Genomic DNA, 22,958 nt, shown 5'->3' with positions numbered 1-22,958 from the left:
AAATTTGTAGTTTGTACTATTTCGCGCAGATATTGGCTTTGCCCGTCGAATCCGCCGACCAAACTGTAGAGACCGTGCCCCATTTCAGCGTTTTGAAATTCCATTCTTCGAGGTAGCCTGAGTCGCGGTCGTATTTCATTGTCTGGCCCGATGAGAGGCGGTACTCGGTCTTGTCCGAACTGCCGGCTTTTCGCATCCAGACGCTGCGGCCGCAGTTGTTTACCAGCGTTATGACACTCGTGCCGCCGACCACGCCCATCGCCACGTCGCGTGAGCTTGCCGTTACGGTCGATACACCTCGCTTGGTCATCGAGTCGTACGAGTCCTTTTCGTTCTTGGCAAAAAATGTCTTTGCGTCAGGTCTGACAACAAGTGTAAATTTGCCCTTTGCGATAGATTCGCCTGCGTCTTTGTAGTTATACGACTTAAAATCGAAAGCGATCTCGTGGCTCCCGACGGGCAACTTCGCCAATGCACCTGACAATCGGATCGCGAACAGATTTTTGCCAAACAAGGGCACGTCTCCAGCCGGATCTGAGACGACCGGCAGGACAAAAGATGCGTTTTTCGCACCTTTGACCTTTGTCTGATCAAAGCCGTACATTTCCTCTTCTAGCATATTGCCATTAGACGAAAATTCGACGGAAAACGTCACCGGTCGGTCATTGAATGTAAGCATAGACGCGATCGGTTGCGGAGTCTTTACATGTGCGAAGATAAATTCTCCGGAATTGAAGCTTGTCGAACCGTCAACTGTCTTTGGCGACTTTGAGAATTTGACCTCTCCGACTTGTGCTGCCGCAGCCGCAAAGAGCAAAAGTGACAACGAAAACGCTGTGAATATTTTCTTCATATGTATTTGTGATCGCTTGGAGTTTTAGGATTATCGTATTTGACGAACACATACGCTGTCAAACAACTGACTCTTCGTTATTTTAGTGCTAGTAGGCCAATTTTTAGCGTATAATCTCGTCAAATATCCGAAATGTGGCCTACACTCTTGCTGGTAACGCTATGAAACGATGCCCTGAATGCAGACGCGATTATTACGACGACACGCTGCTGTATTGTCTCGACGATGGAAATGCGCTGCTCGAAGGCCCGGCGAGCGGCTCTGGTACCGGTGACGAGCCTGCGACGGCGATCTTGTCCGAACCGGGAGCGATAGCGACCGGGTTCCGGGGCGGCGAGGATCATACTCGTCAATTTGTCCACACGACCGACGAAACCGCGATCCTACAAACTGGAGCGGTCGCAGAGCCTCAAAAGAATTTGGGTGACGCGGTGGAGAAGCAGCAGAGCTTCTCCGCAAATAGAGCCACAAAGCCGCTTGCGCTATTGGTAGTTGCTGTGTTGATTTTGGTTGGCGGCTTCTTCGGTTATCGATACTTCCAGCCTGCGGGCTCGGGTACGATCAATTCGATCGCGGTACTTCCGTTTGAGAACCGCAGCGGAAATGCCGACACCGATTACCTGTCCGATGGGCTGGCCGAGTCGCTCATTTACAAGCTGTCGCAGCTCTCTGGGCTAAAAGTCAGCCCGACAAGTTCGGTCGTAAAGTACAAAGGCTCCCAGACGGACATCTCGGCGATTTCAAAGGAACTGGAGGTAGATGCCGTGATGTCCGGTAGGGTGACGCAACGCGGAGACGATCTAACTATTAGCGTTGAACTGATAGACGCTCGAACTAAAAAGCTGATCTGGGCGGAACAGTATGACAGAAAGCTTGCTGACCTGTTAGCGACACAGCGCGAGATCGCGGCGACTGTCGTTCAGAAACTGCAGCTGCAGCTTTCAGGTGACCAAACCAAGGGCCTCGCTAAGCAGTATACGAATAACAGTGAGGCGTATCAGCTTTATCTAAAGGGGCGATTTTACTCGAACAAACGTACTCCCGCGGGGATGAAGGCGGCGATCGAGCAGTTCAAAGCGGCTGCCGAAAAAGACCCCAATTTCGCTCTCGCTTTCGCCGGCCTCGCAGATGCTTACTACCTCACACAGGTTGTCGGGGACACCACCGCGGCAGCGCAGCAAAAGGAAACGACCGCGATGGCCCGGACTTATTTAGATAGAGCTCTTGCGCTTGACCCGTACCTCGCTGAGGCCCACGCGACGCTTGGCAATATAATAAGTTCCACGGAGGGTAAGTGGGCAGAGGCTGAGTCGAGCTTCAAACGCTCTATTGAGTTGAATCCGAGCTATCCGTCAGCTCACCATTATTATTCGCGCCTGCTCCGAAGACAGGGCCGTTTCGATGAAGCTCTCGATGAAGCCATTAAAGCAAAGCAGCTTGATGAGTTGTCTGCCGGCATTAGCAATAATCTGGCCGAAGCCCTTTATGAAAAAGGTGATATTGAGGCGGCTATCGCCGAAGCCAACCGCGGCTTAGGGCTCGCTCCTTTCTGGAGGCAATATCGTACGCTCGCACACTGCTACTTGCGTGTTGGCAAAACGGACGAGGCTTTGGCCAACGCACGGAAAGCATACGAAGTAAATGGTGCGCCAAACACTCTTTCGGTGATCGGTTATGTTCAGGCAGTAGCCGGCAACCGTGCAGAAGCGCAGGCAATACTCAGCCAACTTGAAAACAGCTTCGCAAAAGGCGATAAGGACGGCACGTCCAGCGCCAGCGGGACCTCTGTCGCAACTGTCTATGCGGGCCTCGGCGAAACTGATCGCGTTTTTGAATGGCTGGAAAAAGATTTTCAGGCCAACCGGTACGGTAATATATGGGGCCTGCGGACATCTCCTCAGTTTGTACCGCTCCGCGGTGACCCGAGATTCAAGGACCTGATGAGACGAGTGGGCCTGCCGGAATAGAACTCTATGAAGAAATGCCCGCAATGCGGCCGTGAGTATGACCTGTCGATGAGTTTCTGCCTCGACGACGGGGCGGAGTTGTTGTATGGCCCAAGGTCGCAACCGCCTGCGTCAGCGGGCGGCCAGTTCGACGAGCCGCAGACCGCGATATTGCATACGACCGATGCCGTCGGTGAAGCACCGACGATTGCGCAGATACATACTACGGAGAAGACCGCGGTCTTGCCGAGCGGCATCGTGAAAGCTCCGAAAAGCAAGATGTTCGACAAGCGCATGCTTTTTGGGGCATTGGCTCTTGCTGTGATCGTGCTCGCCGGTTTCTTCGGTTACAAATATCTCGCCTCAACCAAACAGATCAATTCTATCGCCGTGATGCCGTTTGAGAATAAGAATTCTGATGCCGACACGGATTATTTGTCTGATGGTTTGGCGGAATCGTTGATCTTTCGGCTGACGCAGATTCCCGATCTAAGGGTTTCGCCTACGAGTTCGGTGATGCGTTACAAGGGGAAGGAGACTGATATTGCAAAGATCGCGTCCGAACTTGGCGTAGATGCGGTGATGACCGGACGCCTTACCAAGTGGGGCGACAATTTGAACATCACGGTCGAGCTCGTCGATGCCCGCACCAACAAGTCGCTGTGGGGCGAGCAGTATGAACGAAAACTTTCGGAACTGCTGACCACCCAGCGCGAGATCGTCGCCGAAATCGTGGGCAAACTGCAACTAAAACTGTCAGGAGAAAGCGAGCAAAAGCTGGCGAAGAAATACACCGACAACGACGAAGCTTATCAACTTTATTTGCAAGGCCGTTTTCATTGGAACAAGCGAAACATACCTGAATTTCAAAAAGCGGTCGTGTTTTTCAAACAGGCTATCGAGAAGGACCCGAATTATGCTCTGGCTTACAGCGGATTAGCCGATACCTATTCCCAGTTTCCCACCTACGGCGACTTCAGACCGAAAGACTATTTTCCGCAAGGCAAGCAAGCGGCACTCAAGGCTCTCGAACTTGATCCGAACTTGGCGGAAGCCCATACGTCGCTGGCACAAATCATTATTCATTTTGATTATGACTTTGCTGGTGCGGAAAGATCTTACAAACGGGCGATCGAACTTGATCCGAATTACCCAACGGCTCATCAATGGTATGCCGAACTATTATCCTGGAGCGGCAGGGATGACGAATCGATCAGAGAAATCACAAAAGCCATCGAACTCGATCCGTTTTCGATTGCGATCAATATTTCTATATGTTCTCAATTGCAACGTGCCGGACGATTTGACGAAGCACTTTTGCAAAACAAGAAGTTCAATGAGCTATTTCCCGGTGAAGCGGGTTTTCATCGTCGCAATGGTAATATTTATGCCGACCAAGGCAAATATGATCAGGCTGTCGAAGAATATCTGCTTGAGGCGAGAGCAAAAAATTTTAAACCTGAAAACACTACGAGATTGAAAGAAGCCTACGAAAAAGGCGGCTGGGATGGCTACGAGCGAATGCGTCAGGAACTACGCCTCGAAGAGCTGAACGCGAAACATGCAAAAGACCCAAACGGTTATGTTAGAGCCATCGATTTTGCCTTCGCATATGCTTGGGGCAAAGACAAAGATAATACGATCGAATATCTGAACAAAGGGTATGACGAGCGTGAAAGGCAGTTGCTCCTACTAAAGGTCAATAAAACTTGGGACTTCGTGCGAGACGACCCGCGATTTAAGGAATTGGTCAGACGAGTCGGGATTCCGGAATAGAAAGAAAATTAAGATGATATTCTCATCGGGTAAGAGATCACAGAAACTATGAAAACGATCAGAAATGAAACCGACCGGTCGAGCTTGATCGAACGCGTAAATAAGTTGACCAGTGATGAAACGCCGCTTTGGGGCAAGATGAATGTAAATCAGATGATTTCGCATCTCGTTCAGGGCGGGGAATTACCGTTCGAGGCGAGTATGCCGGATAAAAGCACATTTACCTCGCGAACGTTCATCAAACCGCTCATCCTCTACGTGCTGCCAATGCCAAAAGAGGTCAAGGTGAGCGGGGATTTTGATCAGCAGGTTAATGGCCGCAAGCCTTTGGAGTTTGAGGCTGATCGTGGGCGTCTGATCGATCTAATGAACAAATTAAGTGGTCTGCCGGTCAATAGCGACTGCCAGTATCATCCAATGTTCGGCAAAATGAGCGCGAAGGAATGGGCGTTGATCGTCCATAAACACATTGACCATCATCTAAAGCAGTTTGGAGTTTAGAAAAAGAAACGCGGCAGGCGGCGTTTATGATTGTTGGGCGATCACGATCGCTTTGCAAAAAGCGGTGTCGGATCACAACATTATTCGAGGTAAAACTCCTAGCTCTGCCGGGCCAGTTGGTCGAGATAGATATGAAAGCACATCGCTGAGGTTTGTGCGGAAATCGATGAATATGCCGGAGTGGACACTTAATCAATGAGCCAAGAACTCAAGCCCGACACAGAGCTTTCACATTACCGCATCGTTTCCAAGATCGGCGAGGGCGGAATGGGCGAGGTGTACCTTGCCAAAGATACCAAATTAGATCGGCGGGTCGCGATCAAGGTGCTGTCAGGTGACGCTGCCGGTGACGACGACCGCATCCGGCGGTTTATGCTGGAGGCAAAGGCGGCATCGGCGCTCAATCATCCGAATATCCTGACTGTTTTCGAGATGGGTACGGTCGACGGCCTTCGTTACATAGCGACCGAGTTTATCAGTGGCGAAACGCTGCGTGACCGGCTCAACCGCGAACCGATGACCTTGCGCGAGACGCTCGATGTTGGCGTCCAGGCCGCAGCCGCTCTAAACGCGGCACACGAGGCCGGCATCATCCACCGCGATATCAAGCCGGAGAACATAATGGTGCGGGATGACGGGCTGGTCAAGGTGCTCGATTTCGGCCTTGCGAAACTGACCGAGAGAACGCCGGCGACGGCGTCGTCCGAGGATGCAACGCGTGCCCTCGTCAATACCCGGTCGGGAATGGTCCTCGGAACCGTCTCGTATATGTCACCGGAACAGGCCCGCGGCAAGGAGACCGATGCACGAACCGATATCTGGAGTCTCGGCGTCGTACTTTTTGAGCAGTTGACCGGCCAATGTCCATTCCACGGCGACGGTGCCATGGACATTGTAAGTTCGATCCTAAAGGATCCGACACCGGTACTTCGGTCGATGTCGCCTGACTTGCCGCGCCAACTCGAACGGATCATCGATAAAACTCTCCGAAAGGACCGCGAACAGAGATATCAGCATATCAAGGACCTGCACATTGACCTCGACGATCTTCGGGACGAACTCAAATTTGAGGCAAAACTCGGGCAGTCGGTCGAATTGACGCGTCCTGTCGCCGCTGCTCAAAACACAGGCGAAGGCGAAGCAGCTCTGACGCGAAACACGTCGACGCTCATTTTCCGCGAACGTCGATTTACGTTGTTCCACGTCTTGGCGATAGCCGCAGTCGCGGTAATTCTGATGGGCGGTATTTGGTGGCTCCGTGCCGGCCGGTCATCGACCGTGCCGGGAAGTTACAAGACGACCGATGTCGCGACCTGGAATAGTGCCCCGGGCGAGCTTTTCAGCAACGCCAGCTTTTCACCCGACGGCAAAATGATCGCGTTTTCGTCCACCAGAGCATCCGGAAAGAACATTTGGGTCACCCAAACAGCTTCGACCGAGGCGATCCAAGTCACCAACGACGCATTTTCAAACAAAGACCCGATCTGGTCGCCAAAGGGTGACGAGATCGCATTTTACTCGCAAAAGGGCAACGTAAATGACAGCCGCGGAAGCGTTACCGGGATCTGGCGCGTTTCGGCACTCGGCGGGACGCCCAAGTCGGTCGGGGCCGTCAGTGACGGCAATTTTGAACTGCGGCGATGGGCCGCGAGCGGCAAGGTCTACTACCAGTCAAACGCTGACCTGTTTGCCATCGACGTCGTGTCGGGAGAGAAGCAAAAGGTAACCACGCCTGATGCTCAGGGTGGACGCGTTATGTGGGTCAGCATTTCGCCGGACGAAAAGTCGGTCGGCTACGCCATTCAAAAAGACAAGAGCTGGCAGATATTCACCGCCGATATCGCCGCCAACACACCAACCGAGGTTGCCGCGGGCACCGGCGAGATCGACCGCATCGTTTGGCTCGCCGAAAAGAAGCGGTTTTTGTACAGTTCGCTGGTTGAAGGAGTGTTTCAGGTCTTCGTCGTCGATTCGTTTCAAAAACCCGTACGGATCACCTCGACCGAGACAGATAGCATCATCGTGGATGCTTCTGCCGATGGCGGTTCGGTCATCGTCAGTTCGGCTAAGGAGGAATCCAGTGTGTGGAGGGTAACCGTCGCCGATGCACGGGAAACTCCGATCTCGAGTAGCGTCAACTCAGAGTTGTGGCCGAGCGTCTCGCCGGACGACTCGCGTATCGTTTACCAAGCGGCCAAAAATCTCAGCCGCGGCAATAACCTTTTCGAAAGTGCGATCCTCGTTAAAAAGCTCAACTCACGCGACGATCGACCGACTACGCTGGCCGAACGCGGCTTTTTACCCGATTGGTCGCCTGACGGGACATCGATCGCGTTTTTTAGGCGAGACGCCGAAAACCTCAATAATATTGAGCTGATGACCGCCAATCCGAACGGCGGCGGAGCAAAACAGCTTACCGCGGGCGGCATCGCCGCGATCGGCTATTCGGTCTCGCCTTACAATCACATTCAGACGAATGCGTTTGCCTGGTCTCCCAACAGCTCCGCGATAGCCTATGTTTCTGACAGGAATGGCTCAGCGAATGTCTGGAAGTTTGATGTCCGGGACGGCACTGACACGCAGTTGACCGCCAATACGGGAAAGGAATATGCATTTCTTTGCCCGATCTGGTCTTCGGACGGCAAAAGACTGGCATACTACAGTCAGAAAAAGAACTTGAATGAAAACCAGAAGACGGTTCGAGCCCTAAATGTCGTCGATGTGGCGGCGAAATCGTCGGTTATGGTTGCGGAGAACGATCAGAACTTCCGCCTGATCGGATGGACGCCCGACGAGAACGGCCTTATCATTGCCGCGACTGACAAGATGAGCGGCCTGCCGCCCGAAACGGTCTTGAAGCGTATCGACGCCTCAAATGGAGCGGAAACGGTGATCGGGCGTTTCAAAAATGCATATTTCTATAATATATTCCTCTCCGGCGACCGCAAATTGATCGCGTTCGCCGCCCGTAATAATGATCGGGACGATATTTGGGTAGTTTCCACTTCGGGTGGTGAACCTCGTAAGCTGACGAACAATAACGATTCCGGACTTAATTTTTCCAGGCTTGCCTGGCTGCACGACGGCAGTTCCATCGTATTTGGTAAGCAGACTCGGTTTAGCTTGCTTTCGATGATAACCGACATCAAATAACGGAGAAGAATAGTATGACCAACACACCTACCCGTCGATTGGTATTGTCACTGTGCTTTTTTGCCTTCTTAGTGGCGATAGCGGCTTCTGAGCGGCCGACATTCGCCCAGTGTGCCAAGGTTGCCGACAGTGAGATCGTTTCAACTATTTACGGCAGGATCAAATCGAACAAGGGCCTCGCCGCACAGATATCACACATCAACGTCATCTCTGTGAACCAGGCAGTAAAATTCCAGGGCTGGGCAATGGACAAGGACGATTACGACTCGATCGTCGGGATCGGTATGTCCACGGACTGCGTTCGATTAGTCAATGTCAATAGTTTCAATGACGCACCGCCGACCGATGGCGCCGGATCATTAAGAGGTTGTTCGGCCGGAACCAAGGCGTGCGGCGACATTTGCATTCCTGAGGGTGACGTTTGCAACATCACGGGGCTCCGAGGCTACTACAAAGCAACAGAGCCATTCGAACTGAGCGGTGGATTTAACATATTTCAGGCGGTTTCGGCGTGTTGGTAAACCCTGCGAATTGAGACGGAAAGCTGATCATTGATTTGGTTTCGCTATACCGCGTGCTCGGCTTGCCGGCAAGGAACTCAGTCGTCGTGACGGCGAATTCTCATTTTAACGGGAAGGAAATGTTTATGGCAGAAACTATTCAGTACCCGGACGGACGCGTCGAGCTAAAGGACGAAGCTCTCCAGTCCATTCAGGCATCCGCCCTATTTAATGAAGACCTCGCTCCCGTGCCCATCGCGAAACGCAACTGGACGACCTATAACTACGCTGCTCTTTGGATCTCGATGGCGCATTGCATACCGACGTATATGATGGCGTCGGGGTTGATCTCGGCGGGCATGAACTGGTGGCAGGCTCTGTTCACCATCTTGCTCGGCAATGTCATTGTGCTTGCGCCGATCTTGCTCAATTCGCATCCGGGCACGAAATACGGTATTCCGTTTCCGGTATTTGCGCGGGCGGCATATGGAACGATGGGGTCGAATCTGCCGGCGTTGATGCGGGCGATCGTGGCGTGCGGTTGGTTTGGCATACAGGCGTGGATCGGCGGGCAGGCGTTGCATACGTTCTTTGCGGCGTTCGTGCCGGGTTGGGCTACACTGCTCGGCCCTGCCGTTGGCGGCCACACGCCGACCGAATGGCTTTCGTTCCTGATCTTCTGGGTGATGAATATCGCGATCATCTACAAGGGAATGGATCTGCTCCGAATGGTCGAAAACTGGGCCGCACCTTACGTGCTCGTGATGACCGGCATTCTGCTCGGCTGGATATTGTACCAAGCCGGCGGCATCGGATTTTTGCTACACGAGCCCGGTAAGTTTCAAACGCTCGGCGAATTTTGGCCCGTGTTTGTCCCAAGCCTCACCGCGATGATCGGCTTCTGGGCGACGCTCTCGCTCAATATGCCCGACTTTACACGCTTTGGTAAGAGTCAACGTGAACAGGCGGTCGGGCAAGTGGTCGCACTACCAACGACGATGGTCGTTTTTGCCGCAATGGGCATTTTGATCACCTCGGCCGCGTTGATCGTATTCCCGCATATGAACCCGGCCGATGCATGGGATCCGGTCAAGCTTGTCGGCCAATTCTCGCAGCCCGTTGTGGTTGCCATCTCGATGTTTACCGTCGTGATTGCCACGCTTTCGGTCAACATTGCCGCCAATGTCGTCTCCCCTGCAAACGATTTCGCAAACGCATTTCCGAAACTCATCTCATTCCGCACCGGCGGCCTGATCACGGGTATTATCGGCATTCTGATGCAGCCGTGGAAGCTGCTTGCCGACCCGAGCGGATACATTTTCGGCTGGCTCGTGGGGTATTCCGGCGGCCTCGGTTCCATTGCGGGCGTTCTGATCGCGGATTATTGGCTGGTGCGAAAGACGGGCCTGAATCTTGGCGACCTTTACAAAACCAAGGGTGAATACGGCGGATGGAACTGGCGAGCAATCATCGCAACGCTTTTAGGTTGCTTTTTTGCGTGGATAGGGTTGATAATTCCAAGTCTCAGCGTGCTTTACGACTACGGTTGGTTTATCGGTTTCGGCGTTGCCTTTTTAGTTCATTGGGTTCTGATGATCGCGATGCCGCCAAAAAAATTGCACCACAGAGACACGGCGAGCACAGAGAAGGCGTAAATGGAATAAAAGGGGAAATACGATATACGGTCTGAGTTATCCTTCTTAACTCAGAGCACTCTGTGGTGAAATAGCTTTATGAAATACGAAAAAGTTAAAAATTTTTACAATGGCGCGTTTGTCGACAGCGTTTCGTCAGACGCTCTCGATGTGACATCGCCGATCGACGGTAATCTGCTTTCGACGGTGCCGATGTCGGCGGCCGAAGAACTAAATGCCGCGGTTGCGTCGGCAAAGGCGGCAGCACCGGCGTGGGGTCATATGCCGATCAAGGAGCGCGTGCAGATCTTTTTTCGATACCGCAATCTACTTGAGCAAAATTCCGAAGAACTGACTTCTTTGATAGTTGAGGAGAACGGCAAAACGTGGGACGAGGCCAAGGCCGAGGTTGATAAGAGTATCGAGTTGACCGAATTTGCCTGTTCGATGCCGCAGCTCGTTTCAAATGAGGTTTTGGAGGTTAGCCGCGGTGTCGAGTGCCGCGTTGAGCATTTTCCGATCGGAGTCGTGGCGTCGATCGCTCCGTTCAATTTTCCGCTAATGGTTCCGAATTGGTCGATGCCAAATGCACTCGTGCTTGGTAATACGATGGTGATGAAACCATCCGAACTCGTGCCATTATCGGTCTTGCGGATGGCTCAACTCCTAAAGGACGCGGGACTGCCCGATGGCGTTTTTAACGTCATCAACGGCGGCAAGGAGATCGTCGAGGGTATTTGTTCGCACCCCGATATCGAGGCGGTCAGCTTTGTCGGATCGACCAAGGTCGCCAAGCTCGTCTATCAGCAGTCCACCCATAATCTTAAACGCTGTGTCGCACTCGGCGGTGCCAAAAATCACCTTTTTGTGCTACCTGATGCCAATCCGTCGATGACCGCGACCAACGTGACGGCGTCGATGTCGGGTTGTGCGGGACAGCGATGTATGGCGGCGTCAGCGATGCTGGCGGTCGGCAACGTGGACCCGATAATCGAACAGATCTGCGACGAGGCACGCAAGATCGTGCCCGGCAAAAACTTAGGTGCCGTGATCTCAAAGGCGGCAAAGCAACGGATCGAGTCCTACATCACTCAGGCTGAAAGCGACGGTGCAAAGATCCTGGTTGACGGCCGCGGAGCCGTGGTCGAGGGCAAGGAGAACGGCACATACGTCGGTGCGACCGTTATCGACTATGTCACGCCTGAGATGTCGGTTGCTACCGAGGAGATCTTCGGCCCGGTCATCTCTATAATGCGTACCGACACACTCGACGAGGCTCTCAAGATCGAAAATGCCAATCCCTACGGCAACGCTGCGGCGGTCTTTACGCAGAGCGGCGGGCTCGCGAGATACGTTATGGAGCACGCGAGTGCCGGTATGATCGGCGTCAACATCGGCGTGCCTGTGCCCCGCGAACCATTCTCATTCGGCGGTTGGAACGATTCGCGATTTGGTGCGAACGACATCACGGGCAAAAGCTCGATCGACTTTTGGACCAAGCTTAAAAAGACGACCACCAAATGGAATCCGGAGGCGGGCATCAATTGGATGAGCTAAGAGGGTACTGATGAAACAGAAGATCAAATTGCTGATCGTCGTGCTGACGGTCGGTTTGGCCGCAACCTTTGCGATCCGTTTGCCGTCCGTTACCGCGCAGACGCAGACCGTAACCGCGGGCCAGAAGTTTAAGAACATCAAGGTTCTCAACGATATGCCCGCCGATCAGTTGGGCCAGGTGATGAACATAATGTCCGCAAGTCTCGGCGTTGACTGTAAGATGTGTCACGTGTCGAATGACAAGGATTTTGACAAAGACGGGATCGACCATAAGGACATCGCCCGCAAGATGATCAAAATGACTTGGGAACTTAACAAGACATATTTTGAGGGCAAGCCCGAAGTGTCGTGCAACACTTGTCACAACGGACACGAGCGCCCCGCCGCCCTACCTAGTCTGATGCCGCCTCCGCCCCCGCTGGAGCGGCCGAAGCAACCGGCGGTCAAGCCGACCGTCGATGAGATACTTGCCAAATATGAATTGGCTCTCGGCGGAAAAGCCGCACTCGCCAAGGCCGGGTCACGTCAGATCAAGGCGAGCCGCATCGAACCCGACGGCAAAACAGTCGAGCCCGAGGAGATATGGCTGAAAGGCGGCAAGTATCGCTCGGATACCAGGTATGCCGACTATGTCGTTACCGAACTCTTTGACGGTAAGGACGCAATAAAACTTGGCAACACGGAGGCAGTTGAGCTCAAGGCATTTGAGGCGGAGCAGATCAAACGCGATGCTCAGCTTTTCGGCAATGCTGATATCAAGTCGATTTACGCCAAACTGGAATTTCGCTTCCTGAACCGTATCGACGGCCGCGAAGTTTACATCATAAATGCTACGACTGCCGATAATCGGCGAGAACAGCTTATTTTCGATGTGCTCACGGGCCAACTCGTACGACGCGTCGCATCGGCAATGACCGTCATCGGCCAATTTCAATATCAGGTCGATTATAGCGAATACAAGGACTTTGGGGGCGTAAAGCTCCCGGCGACGACAAGATTTGCGATGCCGGGCATCACTTGGACGCGTAAGATACTTGAGGTTAAAAGCGTCACCGTCGATGACGCAAAATTTGCTAAACCGTAGTCTTGAAACTGTGCAAAATCATTTGATCTATTGAGTGAAAAACTATGTCTAGAATAATCAAAGCCGGCCTGATCCAGGCCCACAACCAGGCTGCGGCCGATGCGCCGATCGAGCAGATCAAAAAAGCGAATATCGACCACCAGATGAAATTCGTCGAGGAAGCGGCGCGTCAGGGCGTCCAGATGCTCTGTTTTCAGGAGATATTTACGACGCCATATTTCTGTGCAGAACAAACGACGCGCTGGTATGAGGCCGTTGAAAAGGTGCCCGACGGCCCGACCGTTAAATTGATGCAGGACGTTGCTAAACAGTTCGGTATGGTCATCGTCGTGCCCATCTACGAAGAGGAAATATCGGGCATCTACTACAACACGGCAGCGGTCATTGATGCTGATGGCAAATATCTCGGTAAATATCGTAAAACACATATCCCGCACGTCGCGCCCGGATTTTGGGAGAAATTCTATTTCCGCCCCGGCAATCTCGGATATCCGTGTTTCGATACGGCATTTGCCCGGATCGGCGTGTACATTTGCTACGACCGGCATTTCCCGGAAGGCGCACGATGTCTCGGCCTTAACGGTGCCGAGATAATCTTTAATCCGTCGGCGACCGTCGCGGGGCTAAGCGAATATCTCTGGAAACTCGAACAACCGGCTCACGCGGTCGCAAACGGCTATTTTGTCGGAGCGATCAACCGCGTCGGCACCGAGGCACCTTGGAACATCGGCGAATTCTACGGCCAGAGCTATTTCTGCGATCCGCGCGGCCAGATGCTCGCCGTGGGCAGTCGTGATCAGGACGAACTCGTCATCGCTGACCTCGATATGGACAAGATCCGCGAGGTCCGCAACACCTGGCAATTTTTCCGCGATCGCCGCCCCGATCTGTACGGCCCGATCGTTGCTGATTAGAACAAGGAGGAATTTATGTCGATCTATATCCACAGGAATGGCCAGCAATTCGGCCCTTTTGAAGAAGATCAGGTAATTGATCAGCTTCACGGCGGTCAGTTTTCGCCCGACGATATGGGCATCCGGCAGGGTGAAACGGAATGGAAAAAGCTCAGCGTGATGTTTCCGAATGCGGCTCCGACGCAGGCACCGTTCGCTGCAATTCCAGCACCGCCCGTGCTTGAGCCTGAGGTTGCTGCGATACCTGTTCAGTACGAAGCAGTTTACCGCGGCACGACGATGCAGAAGATCTTCTTTGGTCTATGCTTTTTAGTCTCGGTTGTCGGATTTGCTGCCGCAGCGTTTTATTTATACAGTCTTTGGGGGTCCTCCGGCGATCTTCAGGCGGACCTCGGGCGGCTCTCGTATCGGATACTCGCTCGCAATTTATCGGGCGGAATGCTCGTCGGAGCCTTGTTCGCGCTTCTTGCACTTGTTCTGACATTCAAACGTAAATTGATCCGATCGAACGGACCGCGCATCGCGCTTCGGGTGTTCTTCATTTTGATCTTATTCATCGGGCTCGGAAATCTAGCGTACGGTGCTGTCAGCTATCTCACGTACAGCGCTCCGTACAGCTCGCCGAAAAAGTCCGCTGAGTCTAATGAGTTGTTAAAGGCATTGGAAGAAGGCTCCGCCGCGACTGCCCCGTATGAAATGGCCGCGATATTTCTGCCTATCGGTGCCGGATTATTCTTATTTGGATTGTCGGGGATTTTGATGACGAAGAAACTGCGTACTGAGTGATAAAATACTCGCGGCCAGACTATGGACAAACGCTTTTGCATACCGAGCGATATTGCTCAGATCGTGCAAAATCTCGTAGCGATCGATTCGGCGTTGACTGCGGTCGAGGTGACGCACGAAGCAATCCCCGCGGTCTGTATTGCTACGATGCAAAATGCATTGAGGCGTGTCCGACGGGCATTGACGTGCCGTCACATATAAGAGAGACCACTAGCGGTTATCCTCTTGGGTCTGCTCATGCGATCAGGACGAACTCATCGTCGCTGACCTCGATATGGACAAGACACGTGAGGTCCTCAACACGTGGCAATTTGTCCGCGATCGTCGCCCCGACTTATACGGCCCGATCATTGACGATCAGTCTATATGAAACACGCTTTAAGAGTCACAGTTGCGTCGGTGGCCATTATCCTGGCTGCGATCGCTGCTTCCGCACAGTCTGTCGGAAAGATCGAGAGCGAATTAATGGTTCACGTGCGCACCATCAAAAAGTATTCGGCGTATGGACCGAGCCGCGATTACGACCGACTCGGTAAAGAAAACGCCGCGTTCAGCAAAAAGCTACGGGTATACGCAAAACTGACGAGAACATTGGGCTATAGTTTTCCATCTCTTTCCAAGGAGATATTCATTTCGACGTCTCGGGACGGCAAGTTCCGCATCTACTCGTGGGACACGGAAGAAGGCGGGACGATGCATGACTATAAAAGCGTTTTTCAATACCAAGGCAAGAGTGGAAAAGTGCGTTCGTGGTCCTTTCCGGAGTCGGAGGACTTTAGCGTCGGAGGGTTTTATCATCAAATATTTCAGGTAAATACCGGGCAGGGAAATGTCTACCTTGCCAATTCCACATTCATCTTGTCCAATCCACTTGCAATGCAGGAACTCGAGGTATTCAGGATCGATGGCGAACGACTAAATACAAATATGAAAATGATTCGCACTAATTCGGGACTTACGGGTTCAATTAGTTTTGAATATGATTTCTTTTCAGTCGTGGACCACCCGGAACGTCCCATCAGGCTATTCTCATTCGACCCGGAAAAGAAAGAATTTCGATTTCCCGTTGTGTTAGAGGATCCGAAATTTTTGAACGGCGGTCGCGTCACAGATAAATATATCGCCTATAGGTTCAACGGCAAGTATTTTGTAAAGGTAAAATAGACCTTATGTTAGTGGCAAGCAAAGAGCAGATCGTAAGTAAAATGATGGGGAACCGCCTTTCGCTGTCGCAGTTTGGAGTGCATCGCTTCGGACTGTTTGGTTCGTTTGTGAAGAATGAACAGACTAGCGAAAGCGATGTTGACCTACTCATTGAATTTAAGCCCGGCAGGAAATCCTTTGACAACTTTATAAACCTTTCTTTTTTCTTGGAAGATATGTTTGGCCGCAAGGTTGATATCGTAACGCCTGAGTCACTGAGCCCGTATATCGGACCCAAGATTCTAGCCGAGGTTGAATATGGTGTTATCGATTGAGGAATATCTTCGTCATATTCTGGACGAAAACCGATTCCTTTCGACAAGATCTTCCGCTCTGGACGAGGACGGGTTTTTGAATGACGAAATGGCGAAACGGGCGTTTGTTCGTAGTATCGAAGTCATTGGCGAAGCGGTCAAGCAGATCCCTGACGAAATTCGAATGCACTATTCAGAGTTACAATGGAAATCTATCGCCGGTATGCGCGATACGTTGATTCATTAACACTTCGGTGTAGATCACGATTTTGTGTGGGATGCTGTCACAAACAAGATACCCGAGCTTGAGGCCACGGTTCTCAAAATGTTGAAAGACCTATATGGCAAATAATTATTGCTCACCGCTCGATATAATTCAGATCGAGCAAAACTTCTCTGAGATCGATCCGGCGATGACGGCGGCCGAGGCCGCGGTTGAGGCCGATCGCTGCCTGTATTGCTACGACGCTCCGTGTATGCACGCTTGTCCGACGCATATCGATGTGCCGGGATTTATCAAGCGTATCGCCAACGGGAATCTAACCGGAGCGGCCAGGGTCATATTTGACGCGAATCCGATCGGGGCGTCCTGCGCCCGCGTGTGTCCCGTCGATGTGCTATGCGAGGGGGCTTGTGTCGAGAAAACTCTGGTCAATAAGCCGATCGAGATCGGGCGTCTGCAGCGATACGCGACGGACTTTGCGATCGCTAGCGGCAAGCCGTTGTTTACTGCCGGTAAGCCAAATGGCAAGTCAGTCGGTATCGTCGGCTCGGGACCGTCGGGACTTTCGTGTGCGACCTATCTTGCCCGGCTCGGCTACTCTGTGACGGTCTATGAGCGCCGTGCCGAGGCAGGCGGCCTCGACACTTACGGGATGGCCGAATACAAAATGTCGAAGAGCGTGTCGTACGCCGAAGTTGAGCAGGTCAGAAAGCTGGGTGTCGAATTTAGGCTGGATACCGCAGTTGGTACTGACGTGAGCATTGAAGAATTGCGTTCGTTGCACGATGTGATCTTTGTCGCCGTTGGGCTAGGCGAGACCAACTCACTACGTATTCCCGGCGAAAGCCTCGACGGTGTCATTGACGCACTGCACTTTATCGAACGGATAAAAACCCGCGACTGGAAGTCTGTTCCGCTCGGCCGGAATGTCGTTGTTCTCGGAGCAGGCAACACTGCTATCGACGCCGTCACTCAAGCTAAACGACTCGGAGCCGAAAGGGTCACGCTGGTCTATCGCCGAACGGAAAAGGACGCCCCGGCATACGATTACGAGATGGAACTCGCCCGCAAAGACGGCGTTGAGTTTATGTGGCAAGCCTCGCCGGTCGAGATTATAGGTGACACACGAGTTACGGCCATACGAGTTTCCGATGCCGCCGGGCTTGTGAGCGAAATTGCATGCGATCAAGTGATCAAGGCGATTGGCCAACAGAAAATGGCTTCATTCTTTAGCGACGTAGCCGGTGTCGAAACCGACGAAAAGGGCCGTGTCGTCGTCAATGAACAAATGCAAACGTCGGACCCCAATATCTTCGCCGGAGGCGACTGCGCCAACGGCGGTGCCGAGGCTGTCGACGCCGCCCAAATGGGCAAACACGCCGCGATCGGAATGCATTTGTCGCTGACCGGTGAAAAAGTGACCTTTGCGGGAGCATAGGAGTTTTTAGCCGCAGATAAACGCGGATGACGCTGATAGGAATTTGCATTTTGTTGAGCCGTTGGTGAGAGCCATGCCGGAAAACGAACAATTTAAGCATTCCGAATTGACGGAAAGTATAATCGGCACTTTTTATGAGGTGTATAACGAATTAGGATATGGATTTCTTGAGTCAGTCTAGGAAAACTCGCTTGCGATTGCACTGAAGGAAAAGGGTTTCGATGTAAATCAGCAAATAGCTATTCCGGTCTGGTTTCGTGGGACACAAGTCGGAGACTTTGCTGCAGATCTTATGGTGAACCGGATCGTCATACTCGAACTCAAGGCCGTCCGGGCTATCGAATCGGCTCATATCGCGCAATTGCTCAATTACCTTAAAGCGACTGAGATCGAGGTGGGGTTATTACTTAATTTCGGGCCAAAGCCTGAGTTCAAACGTGCGGTATTTGGAAATGAGCGCAAGAAAGTTAATCGGTAGGTGAGCAGTAATTTACAGTGAAAAGCGTAAAAAAATAATTTGTCTTAATCTGCGTCATCTGCGTTTATCTGCGGCTAAAAATTTTATATGGCAGACCTAAAAATCAACTTTGCGGGGATCAAATCTCCTAATCCATTCTGGCTCGCTTCGGCACCGCCGACTAATATGGGGTCGATGATCGAACGGGCGTTCGACGCCGGTTGGGGTGGAGCGGTTTGGAAGACTCTGGGCGAGCCGATCACCAATGTTTCGTCCAGGCTGGCAGGACTCGATAGCGGGCCGACGCGGCTGATCGGGCTCAACAATATTGAGCTGATCACCGACCGTTCGCTCGAGATCAATCTCAAGGAGATGGCCGACTGCAAGCGCAAATATCCTAACAACGCCGTAATCGCGAGCCTGATGGTCGAGTCTAGAAAAGAGGCTTGGCAAGAGATCACCAAACGGACTCAAGACACGGGCTGTGACGGGTTTGAGCTTAATTTTGGCTGTCCGCACGGTATGAGCGAACGCGGAATGGGCGCCGCGATGGGACAAGTGCCGGAATACACCTCGATGGTCACCGAATGGGTCAAAGAGGTCTCGAACATCCCGGTTATCGTTAAACTCACGCCGAATGTGACGCATATCGTGCCGCCCGGACGTGCCGCTCAAAAGGGCGGCGGCGATGCCGTCTCGCTTATCAACACCATCAACTCCGTAATGGGCGTCGATATCGACACATTAATTCCGTATCCGAACGTCAATGGAATGGCCGCCCACGGAGGGTATTGCGGGACGGCGGTCAAGCCGATCGCGCTCAATATGGTCAGCGAACTCGCCCGCGACGCTGAATTCAATATTCCGATCTCGGGCATTGGTGGTATCAATACGTGGCGCGACGCGGTCGAATTTATGTTGCTCGGTGCGGGTTCGGTCCAGGTCTGTACGGCGGTGATGCACTATGGCTATCGCATCGTCGAAGATATGATCGACGGGCTCAATAATTATCTCGACGAGAAAGGATATGCCTCGGTCAACGACATTGTCGGTAAATCCGTAGGCCGCATCACCGACTGGGGAAATCTAGATCTAAACTACGACGTCAAAGCTCACGTCAATGAGGAGCACTGCATCCGCTGCAATCTCTGCTACGTAGCTTGCGAGGACGGTGCCCATCAATCATTTGAGTTCGTCGAATCGAACGGCCTACGCTATCCGCGCGTTATCGAGAAGGAATGCGTCGGCTGCAATCTCTGTTACCTTATCTGCCCGGCACCGGGGGCAATAACGATGGAACGACGAGATGAGGGCGGTCCAACGCAAAGCTGGCGTGAGAGGACCGGAACGTAACAAATAATGAAGGTGATAATTCTAATAATCATGCTGCTGGGCTCCTCTGTTTTGGGCCAAAAGTCGGTTGATGACCTGCGACCTAAACATGCTGCTGAGTTGCAGAACTATCTAGCGACACACGACGGGGAAGGGTTTTTGCAGGAGTATGCGATCGATGACAAGACACTGGTCGAAATGCGTGATTACTTTGGGAAAAGTTTTAAGCCTTATTACCTGACAGGGGATTTTAACCGTGACAGGATTCAGGATTTTGCTCTGCTACTGACACGCTCAGGCAAACCAGTGTTTGCGACGACCGAAGATGCCGAGTCCCGCAAGGATGACCAGAATCTTATGCTCGTCGTTTTCAACGGCTCGGCCAAAGGCAGTTTTACAGTTGCTCATCGTGAAAAGATCGAGGCTCCGCTATCATGTTTTATCAGAATGACAGACGGAAAGCGGCCAAAGCTTTATTTCGGTGTTTACGAATCTGATGCAGACACATTTATTCTCGCTTCCGCCGGAAGCGGATATATAGTGGAGTATGATAAATCCCCCTGACGATGCCCCTTTGGTTCGATTGTACCTACGGTCCAATTATCCGATTTGGATGACAGTCAAATTTTCCCCGTATGTATAGCCTTGCACGCGATACATCCCAGAGCCGCGACGAATTTATCAAAGTTCGCAAAGCTTCTAGTCAGGCATAAAGAATGGCGATCACTGAGGCAAGCAATGATCGGAAGAGTGGATCTGCTGAACCTGCTGTCGATGCGATCGTAAATCTGCCGTGTTTCGACTTACATCATTTGCCCGTTTCGAGAAGTTGGTCGATCCGAACAGGTTTGTAGCCGTTCGATCGCAGCCACGTTATTAACTCGTAGATATGATCCGAGAATTTGTCCGTACGCTTCGGCCCTGAGCCGATGTGTGTGAGCAGAATAAAACCATTCAGACCGTTCGGGTCCTTTGCTTCATATTCCTTTATCCGCGTCATTATCGCTTCGCTCGAAATATAATTTTTATCGTCGTCGGTCGTGTAGTCGGCGTTCGAACGCGTGCCGGGCGTGAAGTTTACAATGCTGCGGCCCATTGCCGAAGCCCATTCCACGATCTCTCGGTTATACCATTCGTAAGGCGGTAGAAAGTACGGAGCCGCGCTTCGCTCGATACCGAATTTCTGCATTGCGGTAAGGTTGTCGTCCAGGTCACTCTCGAACTGCTCGCGCGTGACAAGCGTGCGTGAGCGGTCATTCCAATCGGCATAAAGCAGATGCCGGTCAGAATGCGGCCCTAGATAGTGGCCGTCCATTTTAAGCCGCTTGATGATCGAGCGGTTCGCCGCGGTTCGGTAAAAGCGTCCGGTCAAAAAAAACGAAGCCTTTACGTTATGCTTACGCAGAGCGTCGGCGACCACTGTGCCGCCTTCGGCAAACTCGTCGCCCGTAAAGACCAATGCCATTCGTTTTGACGCCGCGTCGCCGCGGATAATGCCGCCGCGGTCGTATTTTAGTCGCGGATCAACTACTGTTTGGCGAAGGAGGTTATGCGTCCGCGGTCCGCTGAACATCGCCATCATCAATATCGCGTCGGCGGTTCCGTCCATAGTCGGTTCATTGGTCGAATAGTCGCCGACATCGTCGTGATAGACGACATCGCGCGGCTGCAAATCAGCAAATTCGTCCGGCTGGGTCAGTTTAAGGCCGATCAGGCCTTTATAGGTCGAAGTAGCGATCGGCCCGTCGACCAGGCCGCCCCGGACCTGCTTCTTCAGGATCTGGACAGTCGGCAGATGCGTGTCTTCGGGGTACTCACCGCCCGCCGGCAGTCCCTCGAACATAGATGTTCCCCACGGATTGTTGCCCAGCAGCCAGTCGCGGTGGGCCAGCATCGACGCGTGAAAACGTCGGTCGCCCGTCATAAGTTCATAGAGATGGACCTGAGTGACGTAGGCGACAACAAGATTGTTTGAGCACCAGATAAAAGGTACACCGACACCGTACGGGTTCAGCCGCCCGCGGGCGGCGATACGTTCGATGCCGCTACGATAATAGCCGGCGAGCTCGCGTTTCGTCTTAGGATCAACGAGCGAATATAGCGCAAAATGGCCGACGTTTGTAAACGGATACATCTCGTAGTGCCGCGACATCTGCTCGCCCATATCGGATGACTCGTATTCCATCCACGAAGTGCTCCCGGCGAGAGCGGCATAGCGTTTGGCATCCGCAAGAAAGCCGGGTTCTCGTGTCGCCTTGTAAAGCTCGGCCGCGGCGTACTCCATATCGTCCGCCCACGTGATCTCGTTATAACGGTACGGTGCTCCAAATGAATTACCCTGTTGAAAGCCCTCTTGCCGTCTACCCATTTCGTAAAGCTCGCGGGCGGCCTTGAGGCACTTTGTCGCAAACGCAGGACTCTTTATATCAACTTTCCAGATCCGATATGCCATCGCCATCGCCGCCGCAGAGCGTCCGGCGATGTTGGCGACGCCGGTCGAACGGCTTTTCCATTTTCCGAGGCCCTGCGGTTTGCCGTCGGCGAAGTACGCCGGCCTAAAACTATTTGCACCCCAACCGTAATCGGCGTTGTCCTCGGCCGGAAGCTTAAATCCGCGATGATCGCGGTCGTCGGCGACCTGATGTATTAGTAGGTCTGCTGCCGCGTGGAGCTTATGTATCCACACCAGTCCCCAATACGCTTCGTCGAGAATATCCGGGATCCCATTGGGCCGGTCGTGTCCCAGTGCATCGACCGAGTCGCCGAACTTCGACCTTTCGAGTTCATAAGCGAGCATCATCCGGGCTGTGGCGTTGCTTGCCGTGATGAGGTATTTGAGTTGATCGCCGGCATCGTGCCATCCGCCGACTGCGTCAACGAATGTTCCGTCAGGGAATGGAGCGTACACGGAACGCCCATCGCTGAGGTGGCAAGTACTGTCAAGATATGGATTGTACCCGCACCTCTGCTGACGCATAAAGAACAGCAGGTCTTCCTGAAAATGCGGATACGGTCCGATCGTGAATGCCGCCGAACGTGACCCGTCCGGAAGTTCGATCGTGTACCGCCCGGGCGTCTTGATCCGCGAAAAGTCCAACTGATAGTAATTGCGGAATGGGCTAGCTAGATCGGGCAGTTCAACAGCAACGATCTTGCCGCTCATTGCCGTCACACCGCGGGCGTTCCAAACCGTGAAACGGCCTTCCAACCGATCATTCGAAAATGCGACGGCGACCTTATTATCATCGCTCCGATACCCAGCTTGATTAATGCGGATGAACGAGGTTGCGGCGTCCGCAGCAGTCGCAGTAAATAGAAAAACAAGGGCCGTCACCAATATTTTCATA

At 52.7% G+C, this 22,958-nt stretch carries 18 protein-coding genes and 2 pseudogenes; 18 read left to right on the top strand and 2 right to left on the bottom strand.

The window, feature by feature from the left end; genetic code table 11:
* Positions 1 to 16 precede the first annotated feature (16 nt).
* The gene (locus tag IPQ00_10355) at positions 17 to 853 is read right to left on the bottom strand and encodes a hypothetical protein (protein MBL0240957.1); all 837 of its coding nucleotides are present in this window, start codon (positions 851 to 853) and stop codon (positions 17 to 19) included.
* 161 nt (positions 854 to 1,014) lie between these two features.
* On the opposite strand from IPQ00_10355, the gene IPQ00_10350 reads away from it, so the two are divergent.
* The 18 genes and pseudogenes from IPQ00_10350 to IPQ00_10265 all read left to right on the top strand — a co-directional run bounded on the left by IPQ00_10350 (position 1,015) and on the right by IPQ00_10265 (position 20,175).
* Complete coding sequence (locus IPQ00_10350) at positions 1,015 to 2,820, top strand: tetratricopeptide repeat protein (protein ID MBL0240956.1); 1,806 nt, start codon at positions 1,015 to 1,017, stop codon at positions 2,818 to 2,820.
* 6 nt (positions 2,821 to 2,826) lie between these two features.
* Entirely contained in the window at positions 2,827 to 4,575 is a 1,749-nt protein-coding gene (locus IPQ00_10345; protein ID MBL0240955.1) for a hypothetical protein, read from the top strand.
* Positions 4,576 to 4,623: 48 nt separating this feature from the next.
* Positions 4,624 to 5,076, top strand: coding sequence for a DinB family protein (locus IPQ00_10340; GenBank protein MBL0240954.1), 453 nt, complete (start codon positions 4,624 to 4,626; stop codon positions 5,074 to 5,076).
* 195 nt (positions 5,077 to 5,271) lie between these two features.
* On the top strand, positions 5,272 to 8,229 hold the full coding sequence (locus tag IPQ00_10335; protein MBL0240953.1) for a serine/threonine-protein kinase: 2,958 nt from the start codon (positions 5,272 to 5,274) through the stop codon (positions 8,227 to 8,229).
* 14 nt (positions 8,230 to 8,243) lie between these two features.
* Entirely contained in the window at positions 8,244 to 8,750 is a 507-nt protein-coding gene (locus tag IPQ00_10330; protein MBL0240952.1) for a hypothetical protein, read from the top strand.
* Positions 8,751 to 8,875: 125 nt separating this feature from the next.
* Positions 8,876 to 10,384 carry an NCS1 family nucleobase:cation symporter-1 gene (locus tag IPQ00_10325; protein MBL0240951.1) on the top strand — a complete coding sequence of 503 codons (1,509 nt, stop codon included), beginning with the start codon at positions 8,876 to 8,878 and terminating at the stop codon, positions 10,382 to 10,384.
* A gap of 78 nt (positions 10,385 to 10,462) precedes the next feature.
* The gene (locus IPQ00_10320) at positions 10,463 to 11,920 is read left to right on the top strand and encodes a CoA-acylating methylmalonate-semialdehyde dehydrogenase (protein ID MBL0240950.1); all 1,458 of its coding nucleotides are present in this window, start codon (positions 10,463 to 10,465) and stop codon (positions 11,918 to 11,920) included.
* A gap of 10 nt (positions 11,921 to 11,930) precedes the next feature.
* Entirely contained in the window at positions 11,931 to 13,004 is a 1,074-nt protein-coding gene (locus IPQ00_10315; protein ID MBL0240949.1) for a c-type cytochrome, read from the top strand.
* Between the two features lie 44 nt (positions 13,005 to 13,048).
* Positions 13,049 to 13,918: an acyltransferase gene (locus IPQ00_10310; protein ID MBL0240948.1), complete on the top strand. Its 870-nt coding sequence runs from the start codon at positions 13,049 to 13,051 to the stop codon at positions 13,916 to 13,918.
* Positions 13,919 to 13,933: 15 nt separating this feature from the next.
* Positions 13,934 to 14,704, top strand: coding sequence for a DUF4339 domain-containing protein (locus tag IPQ00_10305; protein MBL0240947.1), 771 nt, complete (start codon positions 13,934 to 13,936; stop codon positions 14,702 to 14,704).
* A gap of 35 nt (positions 14,705 to 14,739) precedes the next feature.
* Entirely contained in the window at positions 14,740 to 15,240 is a 501-nt protein-coding gene (locus tag IPQ00_10300) for a hypothetical protein (GenBank protein MBL0240946.1), read from the top strand.
* Positions 15,170 to 15,868 carry a hypothetical protein gene (locus tag IPQ00_10295; protein MBL0240945.1) on the top strand — a complete coding sequence of 233 codons (699 nt, stop codon included), beginning with the start codon at positions 15,170 to 15,172 and terminating at the stop codon, positions 15,866 to 15,868. The genes IPQ00_10300 and IPQ00_10295 overlap by 71 nt, the downstream gene beginning before the upstream one ends.
* 5 nt (positions 15,869 to 15,873) lie before the next feature.
* On the top strand, positions 15,874 to 16,182 hold the full coding sequence (locus tag IPQ00_10290; protein ID MBL0240944.1) for a nucleotidyltransferase family protein: 309 nt from the start codon (positions 15,874 to 15,876) through the stop codon (positions 16,180 to 16,182).
* Positions 16,166 to 16,513 (top strand): annotated as a pseudogene (locus tag IPQ00_10285) (DUF86 domain-containing protein). The gene IPQ00_10290 and the pseudogene IPQ00_10285 overlap by 17 nt, the downstream one beginning before the upstream one ends.
* Positions 16,503 to 17,822: an NAD(P)-dependent oxidoreductase gene (locus IPQ00_10280; protein MBL0240943.1), complete on the top strand. Its 1,320-nt coding sequence runs from the start codon at positions 16,503 to 16,505 to the stop codon at positions 17,820 to 17,822. The pseudogene IPQ00_10285 and the gene IPQ00_10280 overlap by 11 nt, the downstream one beginning before the upstream one ends.
* Positions 17,823 to 17,895: 73 nt before the next feature.
* A pseudogene (locus IPQ00_10275) lies at positions 17,896 to 18,300 on the top strand (GxxExxY protein).
* Between the two features lie 87 nt (positions 18,301 to 18,387).
* Positions 18,388 to 19,632, top strand: a complete 1,245-nt coding sequence (preA, locus tag IPQ00_10270; GenBank protein MBL0240942.1) for an NAD-dependent dihydropyrimidine dehydrogenase subunit PreA — start codon at positions 18,388 to 18,390, stop codon at positions 19,630 to 19,632.
* A gap of 6 nt (positions 19,633 to 19,638) precedes the next feature.
* A complete protein-coding gene (locus tag IPQ00_10265) occupies positions 19,639 to 20,175 on the top strand; it encodes a hypothetical protein (protein MBL0240941.1) in 537 nt (178 codons plus the stop codon).
* Positions 20,176 to 20,419: 244 nt separating this feature from the next.
* Here the strand turns inward: IPQ00_10265 and IPQ00_10260 are convergent, their stop codons facing one another.
* On the bottom strand, positions 20,420 to 22,957 hold the full coding sequence (locus IPQ00_10260; GenBank protein MBL0240940.1) for a glycoside hydrolase family 9 protein: 2,538 nt from the start codon (positions 22,955 to 22,957) through the stop codon (positions 20,420 to 20,422).
* Between the last annotated feature and the right edge of the window lies 1 nt (position 22,958).

The sequence above is a fragment of the Chloracidobacterium sp. genome, from assembly GCA_016720705.1.
Lineage (GTDB): Bacteria > Acidobacteriota > Blastocatellia > Pyrinomonadales > Pyrinomonadaceae > OLB17.
Note: the sequence above shows the minus strand (reverse complement) of the source record. Positions and strands in the feature narration are given on the sequence as shown.

What these genes read in the sequence shown, in the direction of transcription:
- IPQ00_10355 (MBL0240957.1), bottom strand. Translation starts at nt 853, where the DNA reads ATGAAGAAAATATTCACAGCGTTTTCGTTGTCACTTTTGCTCTTTGCG.
- IPQ00_10350 (MBL0240956.1), top strand. Translation starts at nt 1,015, where the DNA reads ATGAAACGATGCCCTGAATGCAGACGCGATTATTACGACGACACGCTG.
- IPQ00_10345 (MBL0240955.1), top strand. Translation starts at nt 2,827, where the DNA reads ATGAAGAAATGCCCGCAATGCGGCCGTGAGTATGACCTGTCGATGAGT.
- IPQ00_10340 (MBL0240954.1), top strand. Translation starts at nt 4,624, where the DNA reads ATGAAAACGATCAGAAATGAAACCGACCGGTCGAGCTTGATCGAACGC.
- IPQ00_10335 (MBL0240953.1), top strand. Translation starts at nt 5,272, where the DNA reads ATGAGCCAAGAACTCAAGCCCGACACAGAGCTTTCACATTACCGCATC.
- IPQ00_10330 (MBL0240952.1), top strand. Translation starts at nt 8,244, where the DNA reads ATGACCAACACACCTACCCGTCGATTGGTATTGTCACTGTGCTTTTTT.
- IPQ00_10325 (MBL0240951.1), top strand. Translation starts at nt 8,876, where the DNA reads ATGGCAGAAACTATTCAGTACCCGGACGGACGCGTCGAGCTAAAGGAC.
- IPQ00_10320 (MBL0240950.1), top strand. Translation starts at nt 10,463, where the DNA reads ATGAAATACGAAAAAGTTAAAAATTTTTACAATGGCGCGTTTGTCGAC.
- IPQ00_10315 (MBL0240949.1), top strand. Translation starts at nt 11,931, where the DNA reads ATGAAACAGAAGATCAAATTGCTGATCGTCGTGCTGACGGTCGGTTTG.
- IPQ00_10310 (MBL0240948.1), top strand. Translation starts at nt 13,049, where the DNA reads ATGTCTAGAATAATCAAAGCCGGCCTGATCCAGGCCCACAACCAGGCT.
- IPQ00_10305 (MBL0240947.1), top strand. Translation starts at nt 13,934, where the DNA reads ATGTCGATCTATATCCACAGGAATGGCCAGCAATTCGGCCCTTTTGAA.
- IPQ00_10295 (MBL0240945.1), top strand. Translation starts at nt 15,170, where the DNA reads ATGGTTCACGTGCGCACCATCAAAAAGTATTCGGCGTATGGACCGAGC.
- IPQ00_10290 (MBL0240944.1), top strand. Translation starts at nt 15,874, where the DNA reads ATGTTAGTGGCAAGCAAAGAGCAGATCGTAAGTAAAATGATGGGGAAC.
- IPQ00_10280 (MBL0240943.1), top strand. Translation starts at nt 16,503, where the DNA reads ATGGCAAATAATTATTGCTCACCGCTCGATATAATTCAGATCGAGCAA.
- preA (MBL0240942.1), top strand. Translation starts at nt 18,388, where the DNA reads ATGGCAGACCTAAAAATCAACTTTGCGGGGATCAAATCTCCTAATCCA.
- IPQ00_10265 (MBL0240941.1), top strand. Translation starts at nt 19,639, where the DNA reads ATGAAGGTGATAATTCTAATAATCATGCTGCTGGGCTCCTCTGTTTTG.
- IPQ00_10260 (MBL0240940.1), bottom strand. Translation starts at nt 22,957, where the DNA reads ATGAAAATATTGGTGACGGCCCTTGTTTTTCTATTTACTGCGACTGCT.